Genomic DNA, 24,656 nt, shown 5'->3' with positions numbered 1-24,656 from the left:
GATTTTCATGCCAGGGACTAACGCAAATCCTGATGCAGCGGCGTTCCTCAAAACAATTGAGGACGCTGAGAATCAGGCGAACGAACTTGCTGCGTTCATCAAGAAACTGAAGGCTCGACTGGCTCGAACAAAAAAGGTATTGCTGACCAAGCCGGTCGCTGCCCAAGTATCGGCTCTGATTTCCGATCTGGACGCTTTCAAGTCTGCCCCGTCAGCACCATCGGTCGAGAGATTACGGCACTCGCTGGAAGTCGAGTTGAAGGAACTGCAACGACGATTTCAAGACTCGTTTCCCGATGATCTTCGCAACGCATGTGAATCAGCCGGATTGTCGTTCACTGCATTGCCTGACGGTTTTGGTGTTGGGGCGTTCTATGTGACTCTCAATCGCGAAAAAGGAACGGCGGCATTTCAGTTTGCGAAGATCGACATGGATGCGACTGTACCGTTGAATGCCTCAGCCATTGTCGAACGGGCCGTTACTTTAAAGACATCGCTGCTCGATGAACCAGTCGATCTCGCCAAGTTTGCGGCCGACGTGAATGAGGCGATGCGGGTTGCGTTGGCGAGACAGGGTACGGTTCCCACAACGGAGTGGCGAGTCGAGCTACCACTGGTCTTTCGTGAGTTGACCTATATTCGCATGAACCAGCCGAAGCGACGTAAATCGACTCAGCCCGGCTATTCGCCTTGCCGCTTCGTCGTTGAACTGAAGGAATTCATTCAGTCAACGGACAACATGCAGTCCGATGAGCAATATCGGCTCGAAACGGCCGTTCTGGAGAACACGAAGAATCCAAAAAAGTCCATCTTCATTCCGCGTGACATTTCGCGTTCATTCGGTGAAGGAACCTATTACCAAGCGATTCTGCTGCGGCACATTTAGCCGTTTGTCGTTGCAGTCGGACACCAGGGATCAACTGCCATGCTAGAAGAACTTGATCGCCGAACCGCATCACGCATCATCCACAGCTTGGCCGAGTCCGGTCAGCCGCCCAAGTTGGGCGCCTCCTACCTGAACGTCGGCACGGACCGGATTATCCAGCGTCTTCGCAGTGACTATCTCGAGGACCTGCTGGCACCTTTTGAGGGGCAAGACGGAGCTGGGGCGTGCAAGTGGATCGAGGCCAATTATGGAAACGGCAAGACGCAATTCCTTCGGTGTATGCAGGAGGAGGCATGGCGATTGAACTACGTCACAGCGTTTGTTGAACTGTCGCAGGACGAGTGTCCCTTGGACCGGCCGGACAAAGTCTACGGAGCTGTGGCTCGTTCGATTCAGGCCAAGCCACGTGCGCCAGCCGATGTAGATCGCGGGCGCGGCATTGACGTGATGCTTGCACAACTTCTTGACCGTAAGTTCAACGGCGTGCTGTCTGGCAATCCCAACGAAGAACTGAAAGCTCAAGCCATTGCCTGGGTTGAATCGAGCCTGGCGGCAACGCCCGTGGAAAGCACCGGATTCCGCACTGCCGCCGTTCAGTTCCTCCTGGGGAAATTAAAGGGCGACCCGGATCAAGCCGGCCTTGCCGCCGTGTACCTGCGAGGCGAGCCTCACGCGGCAAAGGAGGTGAAGGAGATCGGCTTATATGAGAAGCTCGACAAGTCCAGTGGATTTCGTTTCCTGCGTTCGCTTTGCCAACTTCTCCAGCGGTCGAATCTCGCCGCAGGTACGGCATTGCTGTTCGACGAAGCACGACGTTCTCTCAGTTTGATGTCAAGCAAGGCTCAAAAGGTTGCTTGCGAGAATCTCCTTACCGTTATTAATCGTTGTAACAGTGGAGAACTGCCCGGCACTCTCTTTCTTTACGCGGTTATGCCGGAATTCTTCACGGACTTCGCCATAGCCTATCCAGCGTTGCAGCAACGCTGTGGTGTGGGCACAAGAATCAACTTGGAAGCGTTGCAGGGCATTAAGGAGATCGATCTTCTCGAGATGATCGGGAAAAGGATCACCGAGGTCTTTCGCATCGCATATAAAGACGCCCCGCAAGATGAGGAAACTCTTTCCAAGAATCTTAGCCTGATCGCAAGGCAGGCATTGAGAAAGTCGATGGTGGGGAGCGGAACGCGCCGGCTTTTGGTAACTAGTTGGGTAAGGGCTTTGCAGCAGTTCCGCGAGAATGCACTGAAAGAGTTGACCGAAGAGGATGCCGAGTCGCTCATCAATGGGGCAAAACAACAGTTAGAGGCTGCAGAAGCCGAACTGGTTGCTGCGGAGGGAGAATAGGCAGATGACGGCGGGCGTTGTTGGCAAACTTCGGCACCCTCAGTGGGGGCCTTGCGAATTGGTCCGCGTAGAGGCCACCGATTGGATCGTTCGGGTCGAATCGACGGGAATAGAATATCGGATTTCATCCGAACGCCGAGGGCAGTTTGAAGTCGTTAACGACGAGCCGAAACCATCATGCGAGGAACGCACGCCTCGCGCACCGAGACGTATCGTCGTTCGTGACAAAGCTGCGGCACGCAAGGCTCGCCGAGTCATCGAATCTCTGCGAATAGGCCTTCCTTCCCTCGACGGAAGCACACGACGACTTGCTGTCGGTTTCAGTGAAATCCAGAGATTGATCGGCAGGTTCCTTCGTGACATCAACAACGATGGGGGCGGGGCCTTGATAATAAAGGGTGCCTATGGCCAAGGCAAGACATTCGCTCTAAGCATGCTCGAAGAGATTGCCCATGAATCCGGCTTTGTCACCGTTCGGACCGAGATTGACGCCGCTGATAACCAGCTCAGCAAACCACAACACATTTATCGGAATTTCATGCGTACTCTTCGGCTGCCTGAAGAAGACGGTGAAGGCGGAGCACGGAGTCTTGTGGTAAGAGTATGCGACGTCTTGAGTCGTCAGGGCAAAAAGACAGCACACGAGCGCATGCAATGGTTAGAAGAGCACATCGGCTGCTTCCCAATCTCATGGCTTCTGTCGGACCCTGCAATTCTATCTAAGCCATCTTTGTTAGGCGTCTTTGCGGGCGATCCGAATTTCCCGGTTCGACAGGCGCGTGAGCATCATGCAATTCCCCCACCGAAAAAGGGGAGGCAATGGGCGGCATTCCGCTACGGTACACAGGGCGATTTTGGCAGCTTCGTTTTATCAGGGCTTGGTCGCTTAGTAAGACTCATCGGTTATCGAGGAATGCTGATCGTGTTAGATGAAATGGAGAAGTGGTTTGCTTTGGATTGGCGCGAACAAAGTCGGGCCGGCAACCTAGTTGGAGGATTGATTTGGGGGGCAACGGCTGATGAGGGGCGACGAACGTGCCATGGCATTCCTGGAAATACATCGGCTTTCCCGTGGTTCTGCAAATGCGATCATTGCGATGACCTGAAGCACAGTAACTGGTGTGGAGGCTATCCTTTTACCACCACCAGGAAAAGTTATGTCGGCGTAGCGATTGCAATGACCCCAAGGGGGCAGGATGACCCCGAATGCCTCTGGTCGAAATACGGGCCGATTCTGGTTGGGGAAGTGCCAGTGCTTACGGAAAGTGGACTCATGCGGTACTGCGAACGAATAATGCCAGTTGTTGCCGAGGCTTATGGCCTGTCTCCGCCGACCAAAGACGAACTCAAAGAAATCGTATCGGAAGCCATACGGACCTGGAGAATGCAAGGAGACATGACGACGAGGTCCGGTGTGCAATCAGCAATCGCCGCATTCGATAACTGGAGAGACTGGGCATAGGACTAGTTGTTGAACGGGATTCTTGAATGAATATCCCCGATGACCTGGACGACATGCTGAATCAGCATCGAACGCTTCAACGTATGATGCCTCATACGTGGAATGCATTCTTCGCCGGTTTCGGCTCGTTGCGTCCGATCCAGTTGCAAGCTATGCCTCCTATCCTCCACGGCAAGAACGTGCTGGTAACGGCCCCCACAGCGGGAGGCAAAACGCAGGCGGTTCTTGCACCTATCTGTGAACGACTCACCCGGCATCGGTGGCCTGCGTTGAGCGTCTTGGTGATCACACCAACGCGAGCATTGGTGAATGATCTCTTCCACCGTCTGTCTCGTCCGTTGGATGAAATGAGAATTCGCCTGGGTCGCAAGACGGCGGATCACGCGCTGCCTGAGCAAGTTTCCGAGCAGGTTCTCATCACCACACCGGAATCCGTCGAATCGCTACTTACGTTTCGCCGCGAGTGCCTTAACAGGATTCAGGCGATAGTTCTCGACGAAATCCACCTGCTCGACGGATCGCCCCGTGGGGATCAACTTAGGTCAGTACTGAACCGACTATCCGCGTATCGTCGCCACGTTGGCGGTCCGCAGTTCGCTGGATTGCAACGAATTGCCATGTCGGCGACCGTTTCCGATCCGCAACGCCTCGCCGATGTGTACCTGGGCGAGGGTTCGTCGATTGTGTCTGTTCCGGGCCAACGGGAACTAGAGGCACGCATAATCCGTGCAGCAGGAACCGACAAAGACCGTGCGGAGGCCGCAATTTCCGCAACTTCGCATTTCGACGATGTTCACAAGATTCTGGTCTTCGTGAATAGCCGCAAACAAGTAGATACGGGTGCAGGCTATTTTCAGTGCGGCCGGTTCTCGTCGGTGTCAGTTTATGGTCATCACGGTAGCCTGTCGAAGTCTCAGCGAGAGGATACGGAAAGCCGCTTCAGGGCGGATAGTCACGCCATCTGTGTAGCAACGATGACGCTCGAAGTAGGCATCGACATCGGCGACATTGATCTCGTCATTTGCATGGACCCGCCATTGTCACTCTCCAGTTTTCTCCAAAGAATCGGTCGCGGCTGCCGCAGGCTCAATGGGCTGACTCGCGTGCTTTGCGTTGCGAGGGATCGGGCCGGGGAGTTGATGTTTGATGCATTGATTCGTCAGGCGGCAGTCGGAGTACCGGCAGCACCGACCCCACCTTTCCGCCGTTCGGTCCTTCTACAGCAGGTTCTTGCGTACTTGCGACAGGTGCCGAAGAATTGTCGTGTAATGGCTCAATTCAAGAAGGTTCTGTCTTCTACTGTAAAACCGCCAATAAGTGAGGAGTGCATTGAATCGGTTGTGTCGAGCATGGTTCAGGAAGGACTGCTCGATTGTCGGGGCGGAATATACCAACCTGGCTCGGAGGGGTGGGGCTTCATCGAAAGCAATCGAATTTACGGCAATATCCAATCGAACCCTCTCGAAATTGCTTTGGTTGATGTGAATAGCGGCAAAACTGTGGCCTCCGTAGCCGCCGTGTCAGGCGGCTCGGGTGTGCGAGTCGCCGGACGATCCTACGAATTGTTGCCGGGTGGAGCAGGAACGCAGCGACGAGTTCGAGGCGGCGGTGAACATGAAGAGTCTCCCCGGTATCATGCACGCTCATTACCGTACGCCTTTGACATCGGGGCGGCTTTGGCGAAACGATTTGGAATCGATTCAAACACGCTGGTCACGCTCCGTGTCGGCAAGAGCATCGTAATCATGACGTGGCTTGGAAGGCTTTTGAACAAGGTTCTTGCCGAGAGTATCGGGCGGCACGGAATCAACGTGGCCGATGGCTCATTTCATCTAACCGTGGAGGGCATATCGGTGGATGACGTGCTGGACCTCCTGCGGCAGGCCGTGACAGACGTTACGACGAACAATCCACTCGCAAAGATCAACCTCGAACGCTTGATTGACATCGGTCCTCACTTCAAATTGTTGTCTCCAACTGAACAGGCAAAGGCCCGTGAAGACTGGCTCGATGCCGAATTTTTGAGAGAGTGGATTAATCAGATCGACAACGTGCGAGTCGTAAATGTCAGTTCACCTGATGGAATAGACCTGCTCGCTTTGATTTAGAACGAAATGGGAGTCAGCCGCAGGCTGCGTACAGAGACGGCGGATCCATGAAGAGTGCTGTTCGGGGGACGCAGGCTGTGCCGGCTCCATTGGTGCTGGAGTCGGCCGATCGCCGGGAGAAGGATGCTGCATTTCCAACACTTCGCTCGCTTCGGAGACTTGCCTCCAAGTCTGCACCACTTCTTCAACCGCCCGTTGAACTGCCCGGATGCAAGCACTGATCTGATCGACTTGCTCGCGTGTCAGGGTGATTGACGACTTCGCCGTTACCGGCTTGCTCCCGACCATGTCGGTGCCATGGCCCGCCAGACTTTTCATCGACTCGGTTGTCATGCTCGTCACCTTTCCTCATCTGATTTCGAGAATCTCGCCGTCGTTCAGCACGCGCACGTTCGGGAAGTGCTGATGGAACTGATCCGGCTCGAACGTGTGGATCGGGACGACCGTTTTCGGTCCGATGGCGTTGACGAACTCGATAATGTCGTCGATGTAGATGTGTCCGCTGGCGTGGGCAGGAATGAAATCTCCATTGACAGTTGCCAGGTGCTGCTGCAGTGTTCTCCAGTCGGCTCGTTCCAGATAGCCTTTCCAATACGAGTAGAGACACCGTGACTGGCTGGGGAGTTCACCGTTGAAGTCCAGTTCCAGCATTGACGGTCGAAAGACCATCAGCTGCTTTTCCGGCTCTGCCCGGATTTCATCCAGCGTGATCTGGTTGTCTGCGAAGCAATCCTGGAGAGATGTGATGCCCCGGTTCACGAAGTGGCGGTTGAAGTACACCCGGACGCCCGCGTTTCGGTTTGGCGTCGGAATGGCGGCTTCTCCCGACACCAGGTGCATTACAAAGGCGGCATAGGCATCGGTGACGAAGACTCGCCCCGTTCGCCGAGCCGAACGGTAATAAGTGACAAGCCGGTCAACATCTAATGGTGAGAAGCACGCCAGTACGAGTGCGGGAGCCGAACTGACAAGCTCCACGATCTCCTCTTCGAGTTCGTATTCGGTCTTTCCCTTTGTGCGATTCCCACCAAAGTGCGTCCCTTCCATCAATAGCACGTCTTTCTGCTGGGTCCCAACATCGCGAATCAAGTCTCTCATCATCCCCGGTTTTCTTCCGTGTCGGCGGATGTCTCCGGAGTAAAGGATTCTCTTGCCATCGGCTTCGACCAGAAACGCCAGGCTGCCAAAGCTGGAATGATCCACTACGTAGGGCGTGATCCGAAAGTCTCCGACCTCGAACGGCTGTCGGCTGCGGACTTCTCGAAATCGCTCTCGGGCCAGTTCCTTTTGCTGGCCGAACACGGCTCCCGCCAGCATCATCTTGCTCATTCCGGAACTGGCGTAGATGGGAATATCCGGCTGCGTCAAGTGCAACAGTCCGGAATGATCTAGGTGGCTGTGCGACAAGATAATGGCATCGACCTTTTGGCCGTCCGTGAACAGGCCGGGAACTTTGGGAGCGGTTCCGTCGGCGATCAGTTCCTCGGTGGGCTTACCTCGAATGGATCGCTGGTCGAACGGTTCTCTTGCGGCATCAACCAGTGGCAACCCAGCATCCAGGATAATCCGCGTGGAATCCGTGGCGAGCTCGATGCAGGAGCCTCCAATTTCGTGAGTGCCACGATGAACAGTGAGCCGCATCATCTGTGTCTGCCGTTTCTATTCGATGAATCCGGATTCCTGATCTCGTGCAGGCTTCGTAAGAGTGCTCGATTGAGCTGATCCGTTGCATCGGCGGGATTCTTTCGAGCGAGTCTTTGCGGATTCACGTATTTGGCGAGCCTGATTGCAGCAGCCCAGCTTTCGATCGTCCGCGTCATTCCCCGCTTTCCGAACACCGGGATCACAATGAGGTGAATTGGCTCTCCATCGATGGCGTCGAATTCGATTCCCTCCGGGATCAGAAAAGCCCACCAGTCAATGTCCCGTTCCCGCGTTGAAAATTCGTCTTGCCCTTGAAATTCGTGCCCGAGTCCAACTCCGTGACTGCCCGTACCAGCCAATTCCTCTCGACGAACCGGACGCAGCGTCCAGTCGGCAAACACGTCCGATTGGCGATAATGGCCGGTGATGTGTCGCATGATCTTGATCAGGAGTGTCAACCTTCCGTTCGGCAACTCCAACGAAGTGGTCGTCGCCCATGGCCATGAACGCTTGTCGCCTTCAACCCGCCGTCGAATGGCTTCGATGACGGCCGGACTCGGTGCCGTCATCTGACTGACAAGAACAACGTGGTCCGACTGGAAATGTTCGATCTCAAGCGAATCGCTTCTATCACCGACTGCTCCAAACGCAGCGGCTGCCCACAGACCGGCTCCGGCCCCGGCAGTCAGTTGAAGAAATGTGCGACGGTCCATGATAGCCTCTCAATCCGCCAAGAGACCGATGATGAGGAACAGGGCCGTCACGCCGAACATCGCCAGAATGCCCTACGTGTAGCCCCAGTCAGGAAGTTGTGGACATCCTGTCCGCCACGATATAGTTAGCCCCGTGCCATCTCTTCCCAGATGTTGAAATCCCGCGATCCCTACGTCGGCTGTTCGTTCAGCCTGGCAAGATCATCCGCGTTGTTGTCATTCCAAGCGGCCATCATTCTTCTTCACCTTTCGTTTAGACTTTCTCAGGTGAAGCGGCCTGATCGACGTTGTGATCCTTTTAGGTTGATTTCGATGGCGTGACGGTGCTGGTCGATGGCGAGTTCCCGCAGTTCCGGCGGTTGAATCACCTGGACGCGCCCTGCCCAACCGAGTACCCAGCGCACGATCTCGTTCAGCCCGTCCACGCGAAATGTGAGCGTGGCAGTTCCGTCCTTGTGGCGTTTCACCTTCTGCGTGTGATGCCATTGGGTCTCGGTGACGACTTGGGCGGCATCGGCCGTAAACAACAACTCGACCTCGTAGGTCTGCTCGCCCCGGAAGACTGCCCAGGCATCCCCGAAGTAATCCTTCAGGTCGAAGTCGCCTGGAATCTGGGCCGGCACGTTGAGCATCCGCAGCGATTTGAACCGGGCTGCCCGGTACGTTTGGGGCTGGTCGCCATCGAGCGGTTTGCCGATGAGATACCACGCGGACTTGATGAGGCAGATTCGGTATGGATGCAGCGTGAGTTTGACCGGCTTTGGTTCGTAGGGACTGACGTAGTTTCCGGTGACCTGCCGGCGTTTCAGCAGTGCCCACTGAATCGTCCGAATGACCTCCCGGTGTTTCGAGTGGTCGGCCAATTTCAGGTCGAGCACTTCGGTGAACCGCGTGGCCTCGATCAACAGCGATTCGATTTCGTCGCGTGAAGCCGCCAGCTTGTGACTCGTCGGCCTTGCGCCCGCGTTGATGTCCAGCCCCGGTGCCTGGGTTGCGGCGGTGGCCGTCGCCAGGCCGATAACTTCATCGTCGATGAGATTGATAACTGGAAAGGTGTAGTCGGGACGAAGGCGATAACATTTGTGCTTTTTATCGTTCCACCAGGGAACGCCAGCCAGTTCCAAGACATCCATGTAACGCTGTACTGTCCGCGTCGATACTTCGAGTTCTTCGGCGATCGACTCGGCGTTCCACCGTCCCCGGCTCTGCAGGAGCTGCAGCACACGCAGGATGCGGGCAAGCCGGTCCGCCTGCCTGAGCCTTCGCTCGGCATCCGATTTCTTGCTCAGTACCTGTTTGGACTTCCTCGCCATGTTTACAGTCACTCAAAAAAACGGCTGCCGGAGGTCATCGGAAGACCTGTCGGCGGAATCGTTCCGCCCCCAGTCCATCGTTGAGCAGGTCCGGCAGCCACCGCCGGCGCTTGATGGCTCGCAAAGCCTACACCAATTGGCCGGTGATGACGTCTTCCGACGTGCTTCTCACCAGCAGCGGACAGCGGAGCTTTCCCTGCTTGGCCGGTTCACAGAACGTGCCGGCTTTTCCGTGGAGTTCGGTGAGCATTACACCGCTCCGATGATCGAGCCTTCCAGAATCGGCGGTTTTTCTCGCTCCCGTTGCGGTCGTCCCCACTCCAGGCACGGTCGGAGGAACGGACACGTCGAACAGTTCAGCGGCGACTCGACGGGATAGAAGACATAGTCTTGCACGGCCCGGTCGACGGTCTCGATGATGTCTCCCAGCCGTCCCAGGTCTTCCTCGGTGCGAAACGCATCCAGTCGTTGGACCTTCGGCGTCTTCGTTTTCACCGGCACGGTGTACTCGACTTCCGCCGGACGGTCGTATTTGGTCTCGGAGTCCTTCGTTATGAGAACATCGCCGACCTGCAATGAGAAGTTTCGGAAGTCGCTGTCCGATGCGGTACTTTCCATAAAGTCCAAGCCGGCATGGATGTATGGGTTCTTCCACACGTCCATATAGTTGCACAGCTTCACAGGACGCTGCCCGGGGACGGACTTCTTGTCCACACTGCTGAACCGGATGTCTGCGACTTCATCGAGACGACGAGGATGCCAACCCATTGGTAATGTTCCATTAGACGCCATAGCCGAGTTCCTCCAGAAGCTGGTTCATCTTCTGTTCGGCCGCGTCCCGCTTCTCTTCGAGCTCGCGGAGCTTCTTCAGTTCCTCCCTCACGTCCAGTTGCGGCGGCGGATCGGTCGGATCCACATACCGGCTGATGTTCAGATTGAAATCGTTTTCCTTTGCAATCTCTTCCAACGGCACGACTGCGGCAAACTTCTCCAAGGATGTTCGGCCGCCGGGATGTTCGGCGGTGAACCACTCGCAGACGGCTTGCCGGGCTTGTTCGATCTCTTCGGCTTCAGCGTCGAACTTCCGGTTCACTTCATCTCGAATGTCGTCGCTGGGTGCCCGTTTGAGTTGCCGGGTTCGGTGCATCTCCACGGCCTTCGACCAGAGCGAAGCCAGTTCCTCGATGCAGGTGGGAACCCGATCGGCGTCCGCCCAGGCGTCATACACGGCTACGATCCGGAGGATGTCCTGCAGTCGCAGAGAGTTCCGGTTCTTCCCTTCGTGATAGAAGCCTTCCGGTGAGGCGTCGATGAACAGGATCTTGCCCTTCCTTTCGTCTGGCTTGGCTTTGTTCAAGATGAGGATGGAGGCGGGGATACCGGTGCCGTAGAACAGTTTCTCCGGCAGTCCGATGACCGCCTCGACGAGGTCTTCCTCCAGCAGGGCCTGGCGGACCTTGCCTTCGGCTCCACCCCGGAACAGGACGCCGTGCGGCATGACCACTCCCACCATGCCGTGATCGTTGCAAACTTCCACCATATGCTGCAGGAACGCCGTGTCTCCTTTGGTTGTGGGCGGAACTCCCCGGCGGAATCGGCGGTAGGGATCGTTCTCGTACCGGGCTTTGACTTGCTTGGAATCGACTTTACCCGTGGCCGGATCGGCTTCGATGCCGTGCCACTCTTTCAGGCTGAAGGGCGGATTGGCGATAATCCGGTCGAACACTTGAAGCGTGCCCCCTTCCACGAAGCGCGGGTTGGTGATCGTGTCGCCGTTGCGAATGTCCCCGTCCGGGATATTGTGCAGCAGCATGTTGAGCTTGCCGATGGCCCAGGTGCTGTAGTTTTTCTCCTGGCCGGTGAGCGTGATGTTGCGGGGGTTGCCGCCGTGATCGTCCACGTAGCGACCGCAGCCGATGAGCATGCCTCGGGAGCCGCAGGTGGGATCGTGAATCCGCATTTTTTCCTGGGGCTTGATGAGTTCGACGATCGTGCGAACCACGGTCGGCGGTGTGCGGAACTCACCGCCTTTCTTGCCGGCTCCTTCCGCGAACCGGTCGATGAGGTACTCGTAACTTTCACCCAGGATGTCGGGGTCAATCAGGTTCCGGTTGCCCAACGGGACGTTGCTGAAGTGGATCAAAAGCCTCTGCATAAAGGCGTCGAGTGACTTTGGATCACCTCCGAACCGACGTTCGTCGTTGAAGCGGACGGTCGTGAGAATCCCCTCGAAGTATCGTTCGTTCTGTTCTTCGACGGCTTCCATCGCCTTGTCGATGGCCTCGGCCCGGTTCTCGGGGACTTTCAGCAGTTCAGGCCAGCGGGCGGCTTTAGGGAAGTAGTAATTCCCCTCGCCGTATTCGTCCGGGTCATCCGCCGCGGCTTCCGCCTGCTGTTGGGTCTTCTTCTTGTCGAGATAGAACTGAATGATCTCTTCGCGGCGTTCCTCGAAAACGTCGCTGAGCCGTTTCAGGAACAACAGGCTGAGGATGTGGTTTTTGAAGTCGGCGGCGTCGGTGGTTCCCCGGAGTATGTCGGCTGCTCCCCAGAGCATCCGGTCCAGTTCCTCGCGAGTGACGATGCGGTTCTTGCTGTTGTTTTTTTGAGCCATCATGTTGTCCTTGATTCCAGGAGTTGCCGGACCACGAGTTGCCGCGCGATTCGTCTGCGGTCCTCGGCCGCTTGGATTGCGTTCATGTAGGCTTCTTCGGCGGCTTCCAGGAGGGCGACCATCCTTCGCTGTGTTTCCGCCGGTGGCACAGGGATGACGAGTTCGCTGAGGCCGCTGACGGTGGCGTTCATTTGCAGGGTAGCCGACTGCGAGATGGAAGCCGGCTGGGCAAGGCCCTCAGGATGAGTGAACCACGCGATAAGGAGCCGAGGTTCCAGTTTTGGCAAGCACCGGATTCCAATCACCGTGGCATTGATGATAGTTCCATCAAGTTCCGGAGGGACAACCGCCGTGCTCAGGCTGTGCTCCTTGCTGACAACAGTACGTCGCCCGATTTCACGCGGTATTTCTCCACATCCCGACCGTCGAAGTCGTACGATTCGAGTTCGCCGGCATTGATGCCAGTGTCGGTGAGTGATCGCACGGTGAGCACGTCGATGGGTGGCAGCGTCGTTGCCGGTACCCACAGCAGTTCGAGCGGCGCGGGTCGTTACGGTGTCTCCGTCAGCGAAAACGGCAAATGGATCTCCATCACGGAGGATGATTCGGGCGTCACGGTCACGACCCTGGAAGCGGTCCGCGGGAAGCAAGAGAAGACCGTAGTCCAGGCCGTCAACGCGCAGGAACTGGAGCAGAAGGATCCCGCGGCCTATCGCCTGTATCTGCAGCACGTGGGCGGATCTGCGGATGCACCTGGCCAAGGCCAGAATCGTGCGTCCGAAGCGCTTGGCGAGCAACTTCGAAAGCAACTGAAAGACAACGCGGGCAATCCGCAGATGCGAGAACTGATGGAGAAGATGCTTCGTAAACTGGACGAAGATAACTGATTTTCTGTGACGATTTCCGCTCAGCGGCAACTTCGTCTTGGGCGGCGCCGACTCCGGCTTGCCGATCACGGCCTTACCGCATTCTCGTTCAACCGGTTAATTCCTTTCGAGCAAGGAGTGGAATCATGCAGAGCGACTGGACCAAACTCAGGCTTGGATTGTGCCTGTCGACCGCCGTGGCCATATCAGCAACCGGGATGGCAGCCGACTCCTGGTCCAGCCAGCAGGGCAGCGTGAGCAGCGAGGCACGCAGTAGTTCCCATGGCTATGCCAGCCGCAGCATCTCGCTTAACGAGAACGGTAGGCACATTTCGATTACGGAAGACAGTTCCGGCATCACCGTCACGACGAACGAAACCGCCGATGGGAGGCAGAAGAAGGCGGAGGTGAAGGCGGCCAATGCGAGGGAACTGAAGCAGAAAAACCCAGAAGCCTATCGGCTGTACGAAAGCCACCTCGGCCAAGCCCAGGGCCGGGCCGGCGCACGCGGCAACACCGACGCGCGAGAGTTGCTCCGTAACCAACTCCGCAAAGAGATCAAAGACAACGCGGAAAATCCGCAGATGAAAGCATTGCTCGAGAAGATGCTTGGCAAGTTGGACGAGTTGCCAGTCGAAAAAGACGAAGCCCAGAGAGACGACTGATCGTATTCGCCGCTCGCTCCAAATGGACCGATGACCAGGTGGGGAACCTGACGTTGGTCCATGCACCGGGCAACGTGCGTGAACGCATCCACCGACCTTCGCCGCGAATGCCTCTACACGCACATGGACAGGGTGTCGTAGCCGCTACTACCTCGAAGGCAAAGCGAAGAGGGAGTCATTGTCCGTGCAGACGAACCGGAGATGCGCCAATTCGACGATCTGCGCACACGAGTAGTGCAGCATGCCGCAGAGAATTCGTCGCTCACGCGGCCGGGCGAACGTGGATTGACCGGGAGGTGACAACAACAGTGCGCGTCGATCTTTAGGATCATCGGATCGAAGGCGTTTCGAGGAAGGCTCGGTACTTTGGACCGCCCACGGAATTCTGAGACTTCTTTGGCGTCCTCGTGGCTGTCTCCACTTAGTCGCGTTTCGCAACGCAATCCGTCTCGATTCAACCAAGGCCCGGCAGGACAACCTGGCGGGCCGTGCTCGTTTGGTACTCCTCGCATAGAGGGATGGCGGGATGTGCGTCGACTATAGTGTGACTCGCGACCGCGGGTTGATTCGCGGCCGCGATATCGCGGGACGCGCCGCTCCCCCCAACAAGCGCCAAAAGTGTCGAACCGGCCCGGCAGTCTCCAAGTCGCGCGATGCACCCCAATGGATTCCCGCGCTGGTCGTCGGGTAGAAGTAAGCAAATACGAAGTTATTGGTTCTCACACGGAACCAAAAACTTCTGTTACGTCGGCCGACAGCGCTACGTACTGTCTTGCAGGGGAGTCTGATGGATGTCAACGACGTCCCGTTCCTTATTGGATTGCTCGGCAAGTGTGAGTTATTCGTGTTGCATTGTGTGGGTGACGTTCGTCACTTAGAATAAGCCAAGCGGCCATGTATTGGCCCGGATCTTTTAAAAGCACAGCAGAACCCCGCGTGGTCATGGTGTTCGCAGTATGGCCGGCCTTTAGCGATGTGTGTCATGTGACTAATGCTCACCGCTCCTTTTATTACTGCAAAGCGGATGCGAGTCATAGTCATGCTAGGAATCGGCTGGAATATCTTGAGGGTATGTTTCGAGAGTCGCTTGAAGTGAGGATTCGGCAGCATGCTATCCAACGAGACGTCGGGATCCCCTGCCCCGCCCATTGCCAATTGGTATAATGGCGTTCCGCTGGGAGCAACGGGATAGTGGTTCGGGGAATCGGGTAATCGTCCGGGCGGCGAGCACGGCACATGCCGTTCGCTCGCTGTGGCGCAAAGCGGCTACGGCCGGCTGCGACGCGGTGTCCGACCCCGCGCTTCCGGACGGGTTCCTTCAGGTGCTGAATCCAATCGTGCTCGAGACAGGGCCGAAGATAGGAAACATTGAGATGCCTACCACCGTTGTAAGTTTCTTGGGTACGGGCCAAAAGGTGACGCCGAACGACCCGCGTTCGGGATACCGGACCACGACGTACCGTTTTGTTTCGGCTGAAGGGAAGGAATTCCTCCATCAAACATCCCTGTTTGGGACGGCCTTAATCCGTTTTCTTCGACAAACGGGCACAAACATCGATCGCTGGATCGTGCTGGGGACGTCCGCATCGCTTTGGTCGGAATTGAATCAAATCTTGCCCGATCCCGGCGACGTGCTCGAGGAGTATTGCAACATCGACGACCGTGTTGCGGCCCGAGACGTGGACGAAAACGCGCTTTTGGACTGGCAAAGAACGCTCAATGCGCGGGCGGCCCCGCTTGAGCTGCGATTGTACCGTACCGGAGACGCATTGGACGTGCAGTCGCAACAGCAAATCGTCCGAGCTTTGTTCGAGAACATCGAGCCCGGCAACAAGGTCGTTTTCGACGTCACCCACGGATTCCGCCATCAACCGATCATTGCCGGTTTTGTCATTTCCCTGATGCGTTGGACGCACCGCATTGAGCACGTGTCATTCTTCTCCGGCGTGTTCGAGGCGCGGCAAGGTGATGTGACACCGGTCCTCGAATTGCCCATCTGCCAGGAACTCGTCGAGGCCACGGAGGCGGCGGCGGTTCTTGATAGTACCGGCAACTACGAACCGATGGCGCGATGTTTGGGACTTGATGCCGCGTCGGCGTGGTTTCTGGAAAATACGAATCAACTCGCCGCTGCCCGTGCGGCAGTGCAACGACTGCGCAAGCAGGCGGTCGCCGGGGCGGACGTCGTCCGCGCGGAACTCGCCGCGCTGCTCTCCGATCGCCTGCGATGGGCCGAGCAGGGTTCTTTCGCCGAGCGGGTTTGCCAATCCGCACGCACAGCGATCGATCGCGGCGACTATTTACGGTCCGTGGTCTTGGCTTATGAAGCGCTGCTGATTCGGGCAGGGCAGCTTCTCTTTCCCGCTCTCGATCCCCTTGCGTTCGAAACGCGAGAGCGGGCCGGCGATGAGTTGTTCAAGCGGCTTGTCGGTGAGGACAAGGACTTGCTGAAGGACCTCCAGCATACGCGGAACGCGTGCGCCCATGGAAGCCGCTCCGAAAGGAGTCGTGTGCAACAAATCTTAGGGGATCCCGTGTCTTTCGAAGGCCTCATCGACAATGCCTTTGATCTCTTCGATCGGCTGCCGGGATTGCTGGGTATTTGTAAGTAGCCGTCGGCCGCAACGGGATGATGCGCCATGATTCTGCTCAACTTCGGCCATCCGCTGACCGATGCCCATCTGGCCCGGATTCGGGAAATCTCGGGCCGTGACGTCGAACGCGTGATCGCGGTGCCGACGCACTTCGACCATGCCCGGCCGTTCGAGGAGCAAATCCATGAACTTCTGGCTCACGTCCCGCTGACGCCCGAACAATGGCAAACCGCCCCCTTACTCATCAATCCTCCTAGTTTGGCCCCGATCACGGCGGCCTTGCTGGCCGAGATTCACGGCCGTTGCGGTTTTTTTCCGACGATTTTGCGGCTGCGTCCAATCGCGAACTCCGTCCCGCCGCAGTTTGAAGTCGCGGAGCTTTTGAACCTGCAAGCAGTCCGAGATGCCGCTCGGGCTCGCAGAACCTCCGCCCCGTAAGCCCTTTACTCATGATGGAGCGACGGCACCGGGGACGGACGCGTCAGCAAGAGTTTTCCTTCTCGAGAGTGTTTCGAAATATCGAAACCAAGCCGTTAATGCGTCCTCGCCCGCGGTGATTGGCGCTTGGTGCGGTCGAGTTTTGCGGTGCGACGGCCCGGCACACGAGTATAGCATAGTCGTCGCGAAGTCGTCGCGCGTTACTCCCGGAGTGAAGGCCGGGCATGACGCGGAGAAAGCGTGCCGAGGTCGCGCAATCGGGCGCAAACGGCGGTGCAAAATAGTCGATACGGCTTGTCGAGACCGGCGCCCCGCGTCATGCGACGTCTTGAAATCCGATCAAGGGTTCGTGCCCCGTAGCTCCTTCACGGAATAAATCGAAAGGCTTTCCGAAAAGGGTTTGGGCTTGCGGAGGTTGGGGTCGAGGGTGTGCTGAAGATAGACGATCCGGGCATTCGCCGGCGCCACGTACGCCCAAGCAAGACTCATCAGTTTGGTACCGGGAGTCACGTCGATTACCAGCGAGTCACCGTCCTCCGGCCGCAGCGCCATGCTCTCCAAGCATTCGCGAAACTGTCGCATGAGGCCGCACAAGTCGCCGTCTTTAATCTCCGCCCGCGTGGTGTTAAAGCCTTTCTCCCGCAGCAGCTCCTGGGCCTTGCGAGCGAATTCTTCGAATCTCCCGTTATTCGCGCCGCGAGTAAACAGGATGAGGGACGAGTGAGGTTGAAAGATGAGATGCGTGAGGTACGCCAGTTCCGGACTGTCGCTGGCGATCGTGACAAGGTGTTTGCAGGTCAACCGCTCGGGTTGGGTCTCATTGCGGAGGAATTCGGCGATGTCTTCCGCCAAACAGTCGAGGTAGTAACGTCGTCTTTCGTCGGGATCGTCGATTCGCAAGTAGCTCTTGGCGCGGTCCTCCTTCGGGTCGTGACGGCCCGCTCGAACTCCAAGCACCGAGAGATACCTTCGCATCGCGAGCCGGGGCTTCGGCCTGGCTTCGGCGAGAGATTCGATGTTAACTGGGACCGGGAGGGATGGGACGACGCGCTCGGCCTCAGCGGTTTGTTCCTGCGGCAGGAAGAAGTGGGCGGCACCGAATTCGGCGGCCAGTCTCAATTTGGGCTCGATGCCCTCCACGGGGACGATGCCGGCGGCGGCGGACCAAGCGCCGGTCGCCCAAACATCGGGGCGGGGCCTAACCTCGCCGGCGGCCAACAAGAGGCCTCCCGCCAGAGGTACCCAGGCGGAACGGTAGTCGCCTTCCAGAAGCTCGGCCGGGGCGCCGTCGAACAGGCTGTCTTCGGCCGGATGAAGCTGCCATCCGTCTTTCGGCGAGATCTCGTCGGAGATAAGCAGAGCTTCCACCACCTTGTCGGCAATTTCCCGAAGGTTCTCGGGAAGTTCGGCGTTCGCGGGCGGTCCGCCCTTTCTCCATCGCAAAGGCAAGACCACGGCGGGGCGGAGTGCGGCGTACTGATCGGTTTTGCGAACGGCCGCCGCCCAACACGCGCCGAGACCGGTGGGAAGGGGAGGCCGTTGCCAGGCCCTCATTTGATCGCTTGTGAGGCCGGAGCGGATTCCCTCTTCCAACGCCTTTTCCAGGACCTCGCGCCTGAGTATCCAGGGCGCGGATCGGCCGAGGCGAACCGCCAGTTCGAAAGCCTCCACGGGTGAAAGTTCTTCCGGCGAGCGACTGATAAGGCGAGTCAGAGACGCCGTCCATGCCCCGTTGCGGCACATTCATTCGCCTCCGATCGGTGGCAATTCTTCCCACGGCACATCGTTGACGCGGAGCGGCAATTCGTCTGCCGCTTTCGCGGCGGCGCGTAGGGCGTCCAAGGAAATCTCCATACGTGCGTCGGGGCCCAGTCGGCCGGTGTTTCCCGCACAGTCCACGGCGGCGCCGGCCAGTTCATCGGCAATCTCGGAGCTTTCCGCGCGGCGAATGGTCAATTGGACCTTTTGACCGACGACCGGTGCTCGGGCATACGGGAGCTGGGCCGTAAAACGGCCATCGGGCGATCGCCACCGAAGCAGAATGACAGGGGCCGACGGGGCCGCGGCGTCGGCAGCCAAGGCGATGGGCCGGAGGTCGCGTATGACGAGAGCCGCCCGACTCGCTCGTTCCGCCGAGATGGTCGGCCGCGCGAACCGCGCGAACTCCTGCTGCAAGGATTGTTGGTAGGCCCGATCGATCTCCTCCAGGGTCCCGTCCAACCAGTAGGGCGGCATGGACGCGTACGGCTCGACCAGAAGCTGCCGCCAGTTGTGAATGAGCTCCGTACCCACGAGCGTGGAAAGGATGGATAGTGGTTCTTCTTGGCGCATCTTGTCGTCGACATCGTCGATCGCACGCTCCAACGCCTCCATGCGATCGTTGAGCAGCCCGGCTTGAGGGTCATCGCTACACATGGCCTCCAAGGCGGCGTCGGTTAAGGCGATCGGCGCGACCCAAAGCTCCATCCGGCGTCCGAGAATGTCAGCACAGAGCGTATCGGCTTCAATCCCGAGAGGAGTCGCATCCCACCGTGACGGAAATAATTCCAGATCCGATGCAAGTCGGCGGGCCGATCGTGTGAGCGATTCCGCAGCACCGATGGCCTCGCGTGTCGGCAGGACGCCGGCATCCTCGCCGGGGTCTATGCCGAACACAGTACAATAGCCCAAGGCGACGGCGAGCCGGGCCGCGGCGTCCTCCGCCGCTTCATCCGGCACGGAATCAAACTTCTCTAACTCGGGATCAGCGAGCGCCTCATGCAGCTCTTGAAGATACCCTAGTACGTCTTCTCGGTTACGGCTTGGCATGGCAGGTTATCCCCGAAAGGAATTCCTTGTATCGCAACTGGAGGTTTCAGGCGTCGTGGTCGTCGATGTCGTGCCGGTCTCTCTAGTTCTGCTGTTCGTATTCCTCATCCCAGCGAAACCGAGCCTTCTTGAGGCGGCGTTTGGGGGGCGAGGAAGTGTCTGCCGACGGTTCCGCAGCCGGCCACGACGACAGCCGCCCACGCCATGGGGCGCCATTCAGTTCTTCGCAAAAACCCCAATTAACGGGGGTGATAAACCGCAGGCTCCGGATTCCTTGCACGAAAGATTCCTTCTTGACGACAGCGATTTCCTGGTTGGTATCGGGTAGCAGGCACTGCGGCGGACTCCCTTGGATCGGGACGTACATTCGGACCAATTGCCGAACCGTGATTTGCCACCGCAGCCTTCTTCTTTTCTCTACGGCGGCGGCGCGAAAGAAATAACAAGTAACCCATTTTGCCCGCGAATTGCTGCCCCGCAGCACCGCCAACGCCCCGCTCGGCAGGACCAGCAACCATTGCAGCCCCTTGCGTGCCTCGCCGCGCTGACGCAGGAGGAGGACCAATGGTCGACGGAGCGACTCGGCCGTTTGCTCCCGAAGGACGTGGAGAACCTGGCTGATGATCGCCGGCGCCACGGGACCCCGGCCTTGGGTCGCACGCAGTTGTGTCACGACGTCGGGGCCGAACTCCTCTTGCCACGGCTCCTCGCGGCTCATCCAGTGCTTCATGCAGTGGTCCCACGCCCCGTCGGCAAAAACCACCTCCAGCGTTCGATCCGGGTTTTCGGGCCGGGGATCCGGTAGGTCCGGCCAATGCTGTAGATTGCCCATGGAAACCCTCTTGGGAATAGTTACGCGGTGTTTCTTTCGAAATCACGCCCTTTCATCGGCCCTCTTGGCCAGCCAGCCCAGGCTTCGGAACTTCTTATTGAATCGCGACAACCGCATCCGCAGCGATTGCTCGCTGACGTCGAGCAGTTCGGCCAACCGTTCCAGACGTTCGCCGGGCTCATTGTACTGCTCCATCTCGATGGGAGGAAAATCGTCCGGTAGCGCGGCTTGCCGGAGCCACTCTTTCCACCGCACGGACGGCACGTTCTTCCAAACGTTCAAAACGGTTAGCCCGATCACGCGAGCCGACGCGGTATGGTCCTCTTCCAATTGAGTTAAATCTGCTTCCGAGAATGGTCGGCCGAGGTCCGGAAGGTCCTCATAGGGACGGTGTTTCGTGCCGCGGACCGTTTGAGGGGCCTGTTCAATGAACTCGTCGAGCGTTTCATGCGACCGTTTGCGCCGCTGCCTCCGATATTCATCAATCATCCAGTTCCGCAGTACGAAGAACGCCCAGCGGCGAAAGGGTTTTGCCTCTTCGTATCGAACGAGTCGTTCAAATAGGATACTCGGGGCCTCGTCACGGAGATGGCCGGTGTATTTGGAACGGATGCCTAGTTTCTTGGCGGCATAACCGGCCAGAATCCGGATCTCGACTTCCAGACGCCGCCAGGCCTCGTTGCGCTCATCGGCATTGCCGTTCTTGGCGAGGCTTGCCAAACGGTTGACCTCCTCTTCGGTCATGGGGTTAACCCTGTCACCCATCTCGAGGTTCCTTTCGACTGGACGTCCGCAGGGGGGATTCTCTCCCACTATTGTGGTCAACCGGCCTCGCCCCCGCAATCCGGTAATGGAACCTCCTCATCAACCTCTGGAAGGATGGCACTTCTCTCCAGACTCCGTGCGCCGCGGCCAAGGATCCCACTCCACGGAACGTTATCCCGGCGAATGCCGCGATACAGCAAGCCCACCCTTTGAAACAGGTCGGTCGACTAGAATCGTGCGGACCCCGTGGGCAGAACGGTCGGGACAAGAAGCATGCCCAAGCGCGAAAAGGAGACGGCGCGGCCGGTGCGCCGGACGAAAGCCGGACTAACCTTTTCTCTCAAAAGGCACCGGTTACCCTCACACCTTACCTTCAAAGGTACCGGTCTAGCGCGAAGCTCCGCACCATTCGTGCCAAGCCCCGCGAGCGGTCGGCAGAACGACCACAATTGGGGAACCGCGGATTGCAAGAATCAGACTAGTTCAGACTAGTACTGAACGTACCGATTGAAAGGCAGCGGAGAGGACAGGATTCGAACCTGCGAGGGGTGGAACACCCCTACGGATTTAGCAAACCCGCGCCTTAGACCACTCGGCCACCTCTCCCGATGGGCAAATGCCCGCAAATGCCCTTCGTATACTCTAGCAAGCGAAAGGCGTCCCGGCAATGCCGGGGCAAGGGAGGGTATCGGCACACGTCGGCATGGCTCGATATTCGGCAGGATTGGCTCCGCCGGGATTCCTGGCTCCGCCGCGGAGGATGGCGGACTCGGCCGACGGGGCTTGCAAGCTCGACGCCTCCACTCATCGGCTTGTGCGATTCGCAATGGCATGGCCTGCCGTCCCGCCCGGTTCGACTCGTCCCGTCCAGCCAGGCGAATCCTTCCGACGACCTACCGGCACATTCCCTCGCGTTGATCGTCCATGTTGATCGGTTCGCGGTTTGCTTATCTCTGCGGTGGAGCGAACGGCAGGGGCTTTCCCAATTTTCCGCGATGGCAGTCCTCGGTTTGTCGAGGGACTGCTATGTTCGGACGCGGTGAGATCGCACCACATCGCGGCTTGGGAAATCATGACTTCGGACAATTCTGACTGGTAGAGTGATCGCCATTCGGAGGCGTGTTATCCCGAAAAGGGCCGCTGCCGGATTCGGTCGACAGATCGCGGGGTATTAAAAACAGAGAATTCCGCCCCAAAGGCCTTGTGGGGATTTAAAGGAAATGGGTAAGATTTCGGGGTTGTGCTCGATTCATTGATTCTCCAATCCGCGTATGACCGTTGTATGGTCGGTTGGCCGGGGATCTCTGTGTACCTTGGTTTTCGCTGAGGCGGACGGAATGCCATGATACCGATCCTGAAAAAGGAGCAGGCGGCCCCCAACATCTTTGAATTGGTGGTGCGAAACCCGAGGTTGGCACGGAAGGCTCAGCCGGGCCATTTCGTCATCGTGATGGCCGATCCCGCAGGCGAGCGGATACCGCTGACGATAGCCGACTTCGATCGCCAAGCCGGTACGATCACCATGGTCGTGATGGCGGTGGGGACGTCCACTCGTAAGCTCGTGGACTTGAATCCCGGCGATTGCCTGGAAGCCATGATCGGCCCGCTCGGTCAGCCGAGCGAAATCAGGAATTTCGGAACGGTCGTGTTGGTGGCGGGAGGGGTGGGGGCGGCTCCGATTTATCCCATCGCCCGGGCGCTTCGCGAGGCGGGCAACCACGTGGTGGTCATTCACGGTGCGCGGTCCGCGAATCTCTTGTTCTGGCAGGACCGCTTGGCCGCCGTGAGTCACGAATACTTGGTCACAACGGACGACGGTACCAGCGGAGAAAAGGCCGTGGTGACCGAGCCGCTCCGCCGCTTGCTGGAAAACGGCGGCGACCGGATCGGCTGTGTTTATGCCATCGGTCCGGCGGTGATGATGAAATTCTGCGCGGAGACGTGCCGACCCTTCGGCGTCAAGACGGTCGCCAGCTTGAACACCATCATGATCGACGGCACGGGCATGTGCGGTGGGTGTCGGGTGAGGGTCGGCGGCGAGACCAAGTTCACTTGCGTGGACGGCCCGGAGTTCGATGCGCTGGCCGTCGATTGGGACTTGTTCCTCTCTCGTCACCGGGTGTATCAGCACGAAGAAAAATGCTCGCTGGAGCGGTACGTCGCGCAGCAGGAAAGGACGCAGGCAGCCCATGGGTGACGCAACCACGAACACGGAACGGCGTCAACGAGTCCCGATGCCGGAACAAGATCCCGCGATCCGTATCCGCAATTTTCAGGAGGTGCCGCTGGGCTACACGGAAGAGCAGGCGCGGGCGGAGGCCGCACGCTGTATCCAGTGCAAGCGACCTTCCTGCATGCAGGGGTGTCCGGTCAACGTCGAGATTCCCGCGTTTCTCAAGTTGGTGGCCGAGGGCCGATTCGCCGAGGCGGCGCGCCGCATCAAACGGCGGAACGCCTTGCCGGCGGTGTGCGGGCGCGTCTGCCCTCAGGAATCGCAATGCGAAAAGTATTGCGTTCTGGGCAAGCGTTTCGAGCCGGTCGCCATCGGCCGCTGCGAGCGATTCGCGGCCGATTATGAGCGCGAGCATGGGCTCATCCAAGTTCCGCACAAGGCTCCGCCCAACGGCAAGAAGGTGGCGGTCATCGGGGCCGGTCCGGCGGGTTTGACCGTGGCCGGCGACCTCATCCTGTTGGGTTACGAGGTCACCGTCTTCGAGGCCTTCCATCGGCCGGGCGGAGTCCTGATGTACGGCATTCCCGAGTTCCGCCTGCCCAAAAGCATCGTGGAAAAGGAAGTCGAGTACTTGGCCGCGCTCGGCGTCCGCATCGAGCTGAATCAAATCGTCGGCAAGACGCTGACGGTCGATGAGCTGCTGGAGGAGGAAGGCTTTGATGCCGTGTTCATCGGCGTGGGAGCCGGCTTGCCGATGTTTTTGGGAATCGAGGGAGAGGATTTGGGCGGCGTCTATTCGGCCAACGAGTATCTGACTCGCACCAATTTGATGAAGGCTTACCGCTTTCCCGAATTCGATACGCCGGTGGTGCGGGGCAAGCGGGTGTGCGTGATCGGGGGAGGAAACGTCGCCGTGGATGCGGCGCGAACGGCTCTCCGCTTGGGGGCCGAGGAAGTGCGGATCGTGTATCGCCGATCGCGGGCCGAACTTCCCGCCCGGGCCGAGGAAATCCACCATGCCGAAGAGGAAGGCGTGCGGTTCCAGTTGCTGACCAATCCGGTGCGATTTCTGGGCGACGACCGGGGCATGGTCCGCGGGATGACGTGCCTTCGCATGGAGTTGGGAGAGCCGGACGCCTCGGGGCGGCGCAGTCCCGTGCCGGTTCCCGGTTCCGAATTCCGGATCGCAACCGACCTGGTGATCGTGGCCATCGGCTCCGGCTCCAATCCGGTCCTCGCGCAAAACGTGCCGGGGCTGACCTTGAATCGCCGGGGCTATATTCAGACGGACGAATACGGCCGCACGACGAAGCCCCGCGTTTGGGCCGGCGGCGATATCGTCACGGGCGCCGCAACCGTCATCCAGGCCATGGGAGCAGGCCGCATCGCCGCGCAAGATATTCACATCGAGCTTACGCGCGAATGAACGCGCCG

General features: G+C 58.5%; 22 protein-coding genes and 1 tRNA gene. 11 read left to right on the top strand and 12 right to left on the bottom strand.

What is annotated here, in order from left to right; genetic code table 11:
* The first annotated feature begins 7 nt into the window (after positions 1–7).
* The 4 genes from ACZ5B4_RS11585 to ACZ5B4_RS11570 are packed head-to-tail and all read left to right on the top strand — an operon-like array spanning position 8 to position 5,800.
* Positions 8–886 (top strand): hypothetical protein, encoded by an 879-nt coding sequence (locus ACZ5B4_RS11585; RefSeq protein WP_464911391.1) that lies wholly within the window; start codon positions 8–10, stop codon positions 884–886.
* A gap of 39 nt (positions 887–925) precedes the next feature.
* The gene (locus ACZ5B4_RS11580; RefSeq protein ID WP_464911390.1) at positions 926–2,230 is read left to right on the top strand and encodes a BREX system ATP-binding domain-containing protein; all 1,305 of its coding nucleotides are present in this window, start codon (positions 926–928) and stop codon (positions 2,228–2,230) included.
* Between the two features lie 4 nt (positions 2,231–2,234).
* A complete protein-coding gene (locus ACZ5B4_RS11575; RefSeq protein WP_464911389.1) occupies positions 2,235–3,692 on the top strand; it encodes a BREX system ATP-binding domain-containing protein in 1,458 nt (485 codons plus the stop codon).
* A gap of 26 nt (positions 3,693–3,718) precedes the next feature.
* A complete protein-coding gene (locus ACZ5B4_RS11570; protein WP_464911388.1) occupies positions 3,719–5,800 on the top strand; it encodes a DEAD/DEAH box helicase in 2,082 nt (693 codons plus the stop codon).
* A 348-nt stretch (positions 5,801–6,148) separates the two neighbouring features.
* Here the strand turns inward: ACZ5B4_RS11570 and ACZ5B4_RS11565 are convergent, their stop codons facing one another.
* The 7 genes from ACZ5B4_RS11565 to ACZ5B4_RS11535 all read right to left on the bottom strand — a co-directional run bounded on the left by ACZ5B4_RS11565 (position 6,149) and on the right by ACZ5B4_RS11535 (position 12,272).
* Complete coding sequence (locus tag ACZ5B4_RS11565) at positions 6,149–7,444, bottom strand: MBL fold metallo-hydrolase (RefSeq protein WP_464911387.1); 1,296 nt, start codon at positions 7,442–7,444, stop codon at positions 6,149–6,151.
* Positions 7,441–8,157, bottom strand: a complete 717-nt coding sequence (locus ACZ5B4_RS11560) for a hypothetical protein (protein ID WP_464911386.1) — start codon at positions 8,155–8,157, stop codon at positions 7,441–7,443. The genes ACZ5B4_RS11565 and ACZ5B4_RS11560 overlap by 4 nt, the downstream gene beginning before the upstream one ends.
* Before the next feature lie 263 nt (positions 8,158–8,420).
* The gene (locus ACZ5B4_RS11555; protein WP_464911385.1) at positions 8,421–9,470 is read right to left on the bottom strand and encodes a helix-turn-helix transcriptional regulator; all 1,050 of its coding nucleotides are present in this window, start codon (positions 9,468–9,470) and stop codon (positions 8,421–8,423) included.
* Positions 9,471–9,597: 127 nt separating this feature from the next.
* A complete protein-coding gene (locus tag ACZ5B4_RS11550; RefSeq protein WP_464911384.1) occupies positions 9,598–9,720 on the bottom strand; it encodes a hypothetical protein in 123 nt (40 codons plus the stop codon).
* Complete coding sequence (locus ACZ5B4_RS11545; protein WP_464911383.1) at positions 9,720–10,238, bottom strand: hypothetical protein; 519 nt, start codon at positions 10,236–10,238, stop codon at positions 9,720–9,722. Before ACZ5B4_RS11545 ends, ACZ5B4_RS11550 begins: the two co-directional genes overlap by 1 nt.
* Before the next feature lie 13 nt (positions 10,239–10,251).
* Positions 10,252–12,084, bottom strand: a complete 1,833-nt coding sequence (locus ACZ5B4_RS11540; RefSeq protein ID WP_464911382.1) for a type I restriction-modification system subunit M — start codon at positions 12,082–12,084, stop codon at positions 10,252–10,254.
* Complete coding sequence (locus ACZ5B4_RS11535; RefSeq protein ID WP_464911381.1) at positions 12,081–12,272, bottom strand: hypothetical protein; 192 nt, start codon at positions 12,270–12,272, stop codon at positions 12,081–12,083. Before ACZ5B4_RS11535 ends, ACZ5B4_RS11540 begins: the two co-directional genes overlap by 4 nt.
* Before the next feature lie 51 nt (positions 12,273–12,323).
* Between ACZ5B4_RS11535 and ACZ5B4_RS11530 the strand changes: the two genes are divergently transcribed.
* The 5 genes from ACZ5B4_RS11530 to csx15 all read left to right on the top strand — a co-directional run bounded on the left by ACZ5B4_RS11530 (position 12,324) and on the right by csx15 (position 16,644).
* Positions 12,324–12,968 (top strand): hypothetical protein, encoded by a 645-nt coding sequence (locus ACZ5B4_RS11530; protein ID WP_464911380.1) that lies wholly within the window; start codon positions 12,324–12,326, stop codon positions 12,966–12,968.
* A 125-nt stretch (positions 12,969–13,093) separates the two neighbouring features.
* Positions 13,094–13,612: a hypothetical protein gene (locus ACZ5B4_RS11525; protein WP_464911379.1), complete on the top strand. Its 519-nt coding sequence runs from the start codon at positions 13,094–13,096 to the stop codon at positions 13,610–13,612.
* Positions 13,613–14,138: 526 nt separating this feature from the next.
* Complete coding sequence (locus tag ACZ5B4_RS11520) at positions 14,139–14,303, top strand: hypothetical protein (protein ID WP_464911378.1); 165 nt, start codon at positions 14,139–14,141, stop codon at positions 14,301–14,303.
* Between the two features lie 682 nt (positions 14,304–14,985).
* Positions 14,986–16,224, top strand: a complete 1,239-nt coding sequence (gene csx2, locus ACZ5B4_RS11515) for a TIGR02221 family CRISPR-associated protein (RefSeq protein WP_464911377.1) — start codon at positions 14,986–14,988, stop codon at positions 16,222–16,224.
* 27 nt (positions 16,225–16,251) lie between these two features.
* Positions 16,252–16,644 (top strand): CRISPR-associated protein Csx15, encoded by a 393-nt coding sequence (gene csx15 / locus ACZ5B4_RS11510; protein ID WP_464911376.1) that lies wholly within the window; start codon positions 16,252–16,254, stop codon positions 16,642–16,644.
* Positions 16,645–16,983: 339 nt separating this feature from the next.
* Here the strand turns inward: csx15 and ACZ5B4_RS11505 are convergent, their stop codons facing one another.
* The 5 genes from ACZ5B4_RS11505 to ACZ5B4_RS11485 all read right to left on the bottom strand — a co-directional run bounded on the left by ACZ5B4_RS11505 (position 16,984) and on the right by ACZ5B4_RS11485 (position 21,655).
* Entirely contained in the window at positions 16,984–18,387 is a 1,404-nt protein-coding gene (locus ACZ5B4_RS11505; RefSeq protein WP_464911375.1) for a hypothetical protein, read from the bottom strand.
* Positions 18,388–19,452, bottom strand: a complete 1,065-nt coding sequence (locus tag ACZ5B4_RS11500) for a hypothetical protein (protein WP_464911374.1) — start codon at positions 19,450–19,452, stop codon at positions 18,388–18,390. It abuts the gene before it with no gap.
* Between the two features lie 82 nt (positions 19,453–19,534).
* A complete protein-coding gene (locus ACZ5B4_RS11495; protein WP_464911373.1) occupies positions 19,535–20,284 on the bottom strand; it encodes a hypothetical protein in 750 nt (249 codons plus the stop codon).
* A 42-nt stretch (positions 20,285–20,326) separates the two neighbouring features.
* Entirely contained in the window at positions 20,327–21,049 is a 723-nt protein-coding gene (locus tag ACZ5B4_RS11490) for a hypothetical protein (protein WP_464911372.1), read from the bottom strand.
* A 518-nt stretch (positions 21,050–21,567) separates the two neighbouring features.
* Positions 21,568–21,655: transfer RNA gene (locus ACZ5B4_RS11485), tRNA-Ser, on the bottom strand.
* A 736-nt stretch (positions 21,656–22,391) separates the two neighbouring features.
* On the opposite strand from ACZ5B4_RS11485, the gene ACZ5B4_RS11480 reads away from it, so the two are divergent.
* Complete coding sequence (locus ACZ5B4_RS11480) at positions 22,392–23,246, top strand: sulfide/dihydroorotate dehydrogenase-like FAD/NAD-binding protein (RefSeq protein WP_464911371.1); 855 nt, start codon at positions 22,392–22,394, stop codon at positions 23,244–23,246.
* Positions 23,239–24,648 (top strand): NADPH-dependent glutamate synthase, encoded by a 1,410-nt coding sequence (gene gltA, locus ACZ5B4_RS11475; protein ID WP_464911370.1) that lies wholly within the window; start codon positions 23,239–23,241, stop codon positions 24,646–24,648. Before ACZ5B4_RS11480 ends, gltA begins: the two co-directional genes overlap by 8 nt.
* Positions 24,649–24,656: the final 8 nt, after the last annotated feature.

Source organism: Thermogutta hypogea, assembly GCF_055386265.1.
Note: the sequence above shows the minus strand (reverse complement) of the source record. Positions and strands in the feature narration are given on the sequence as shown.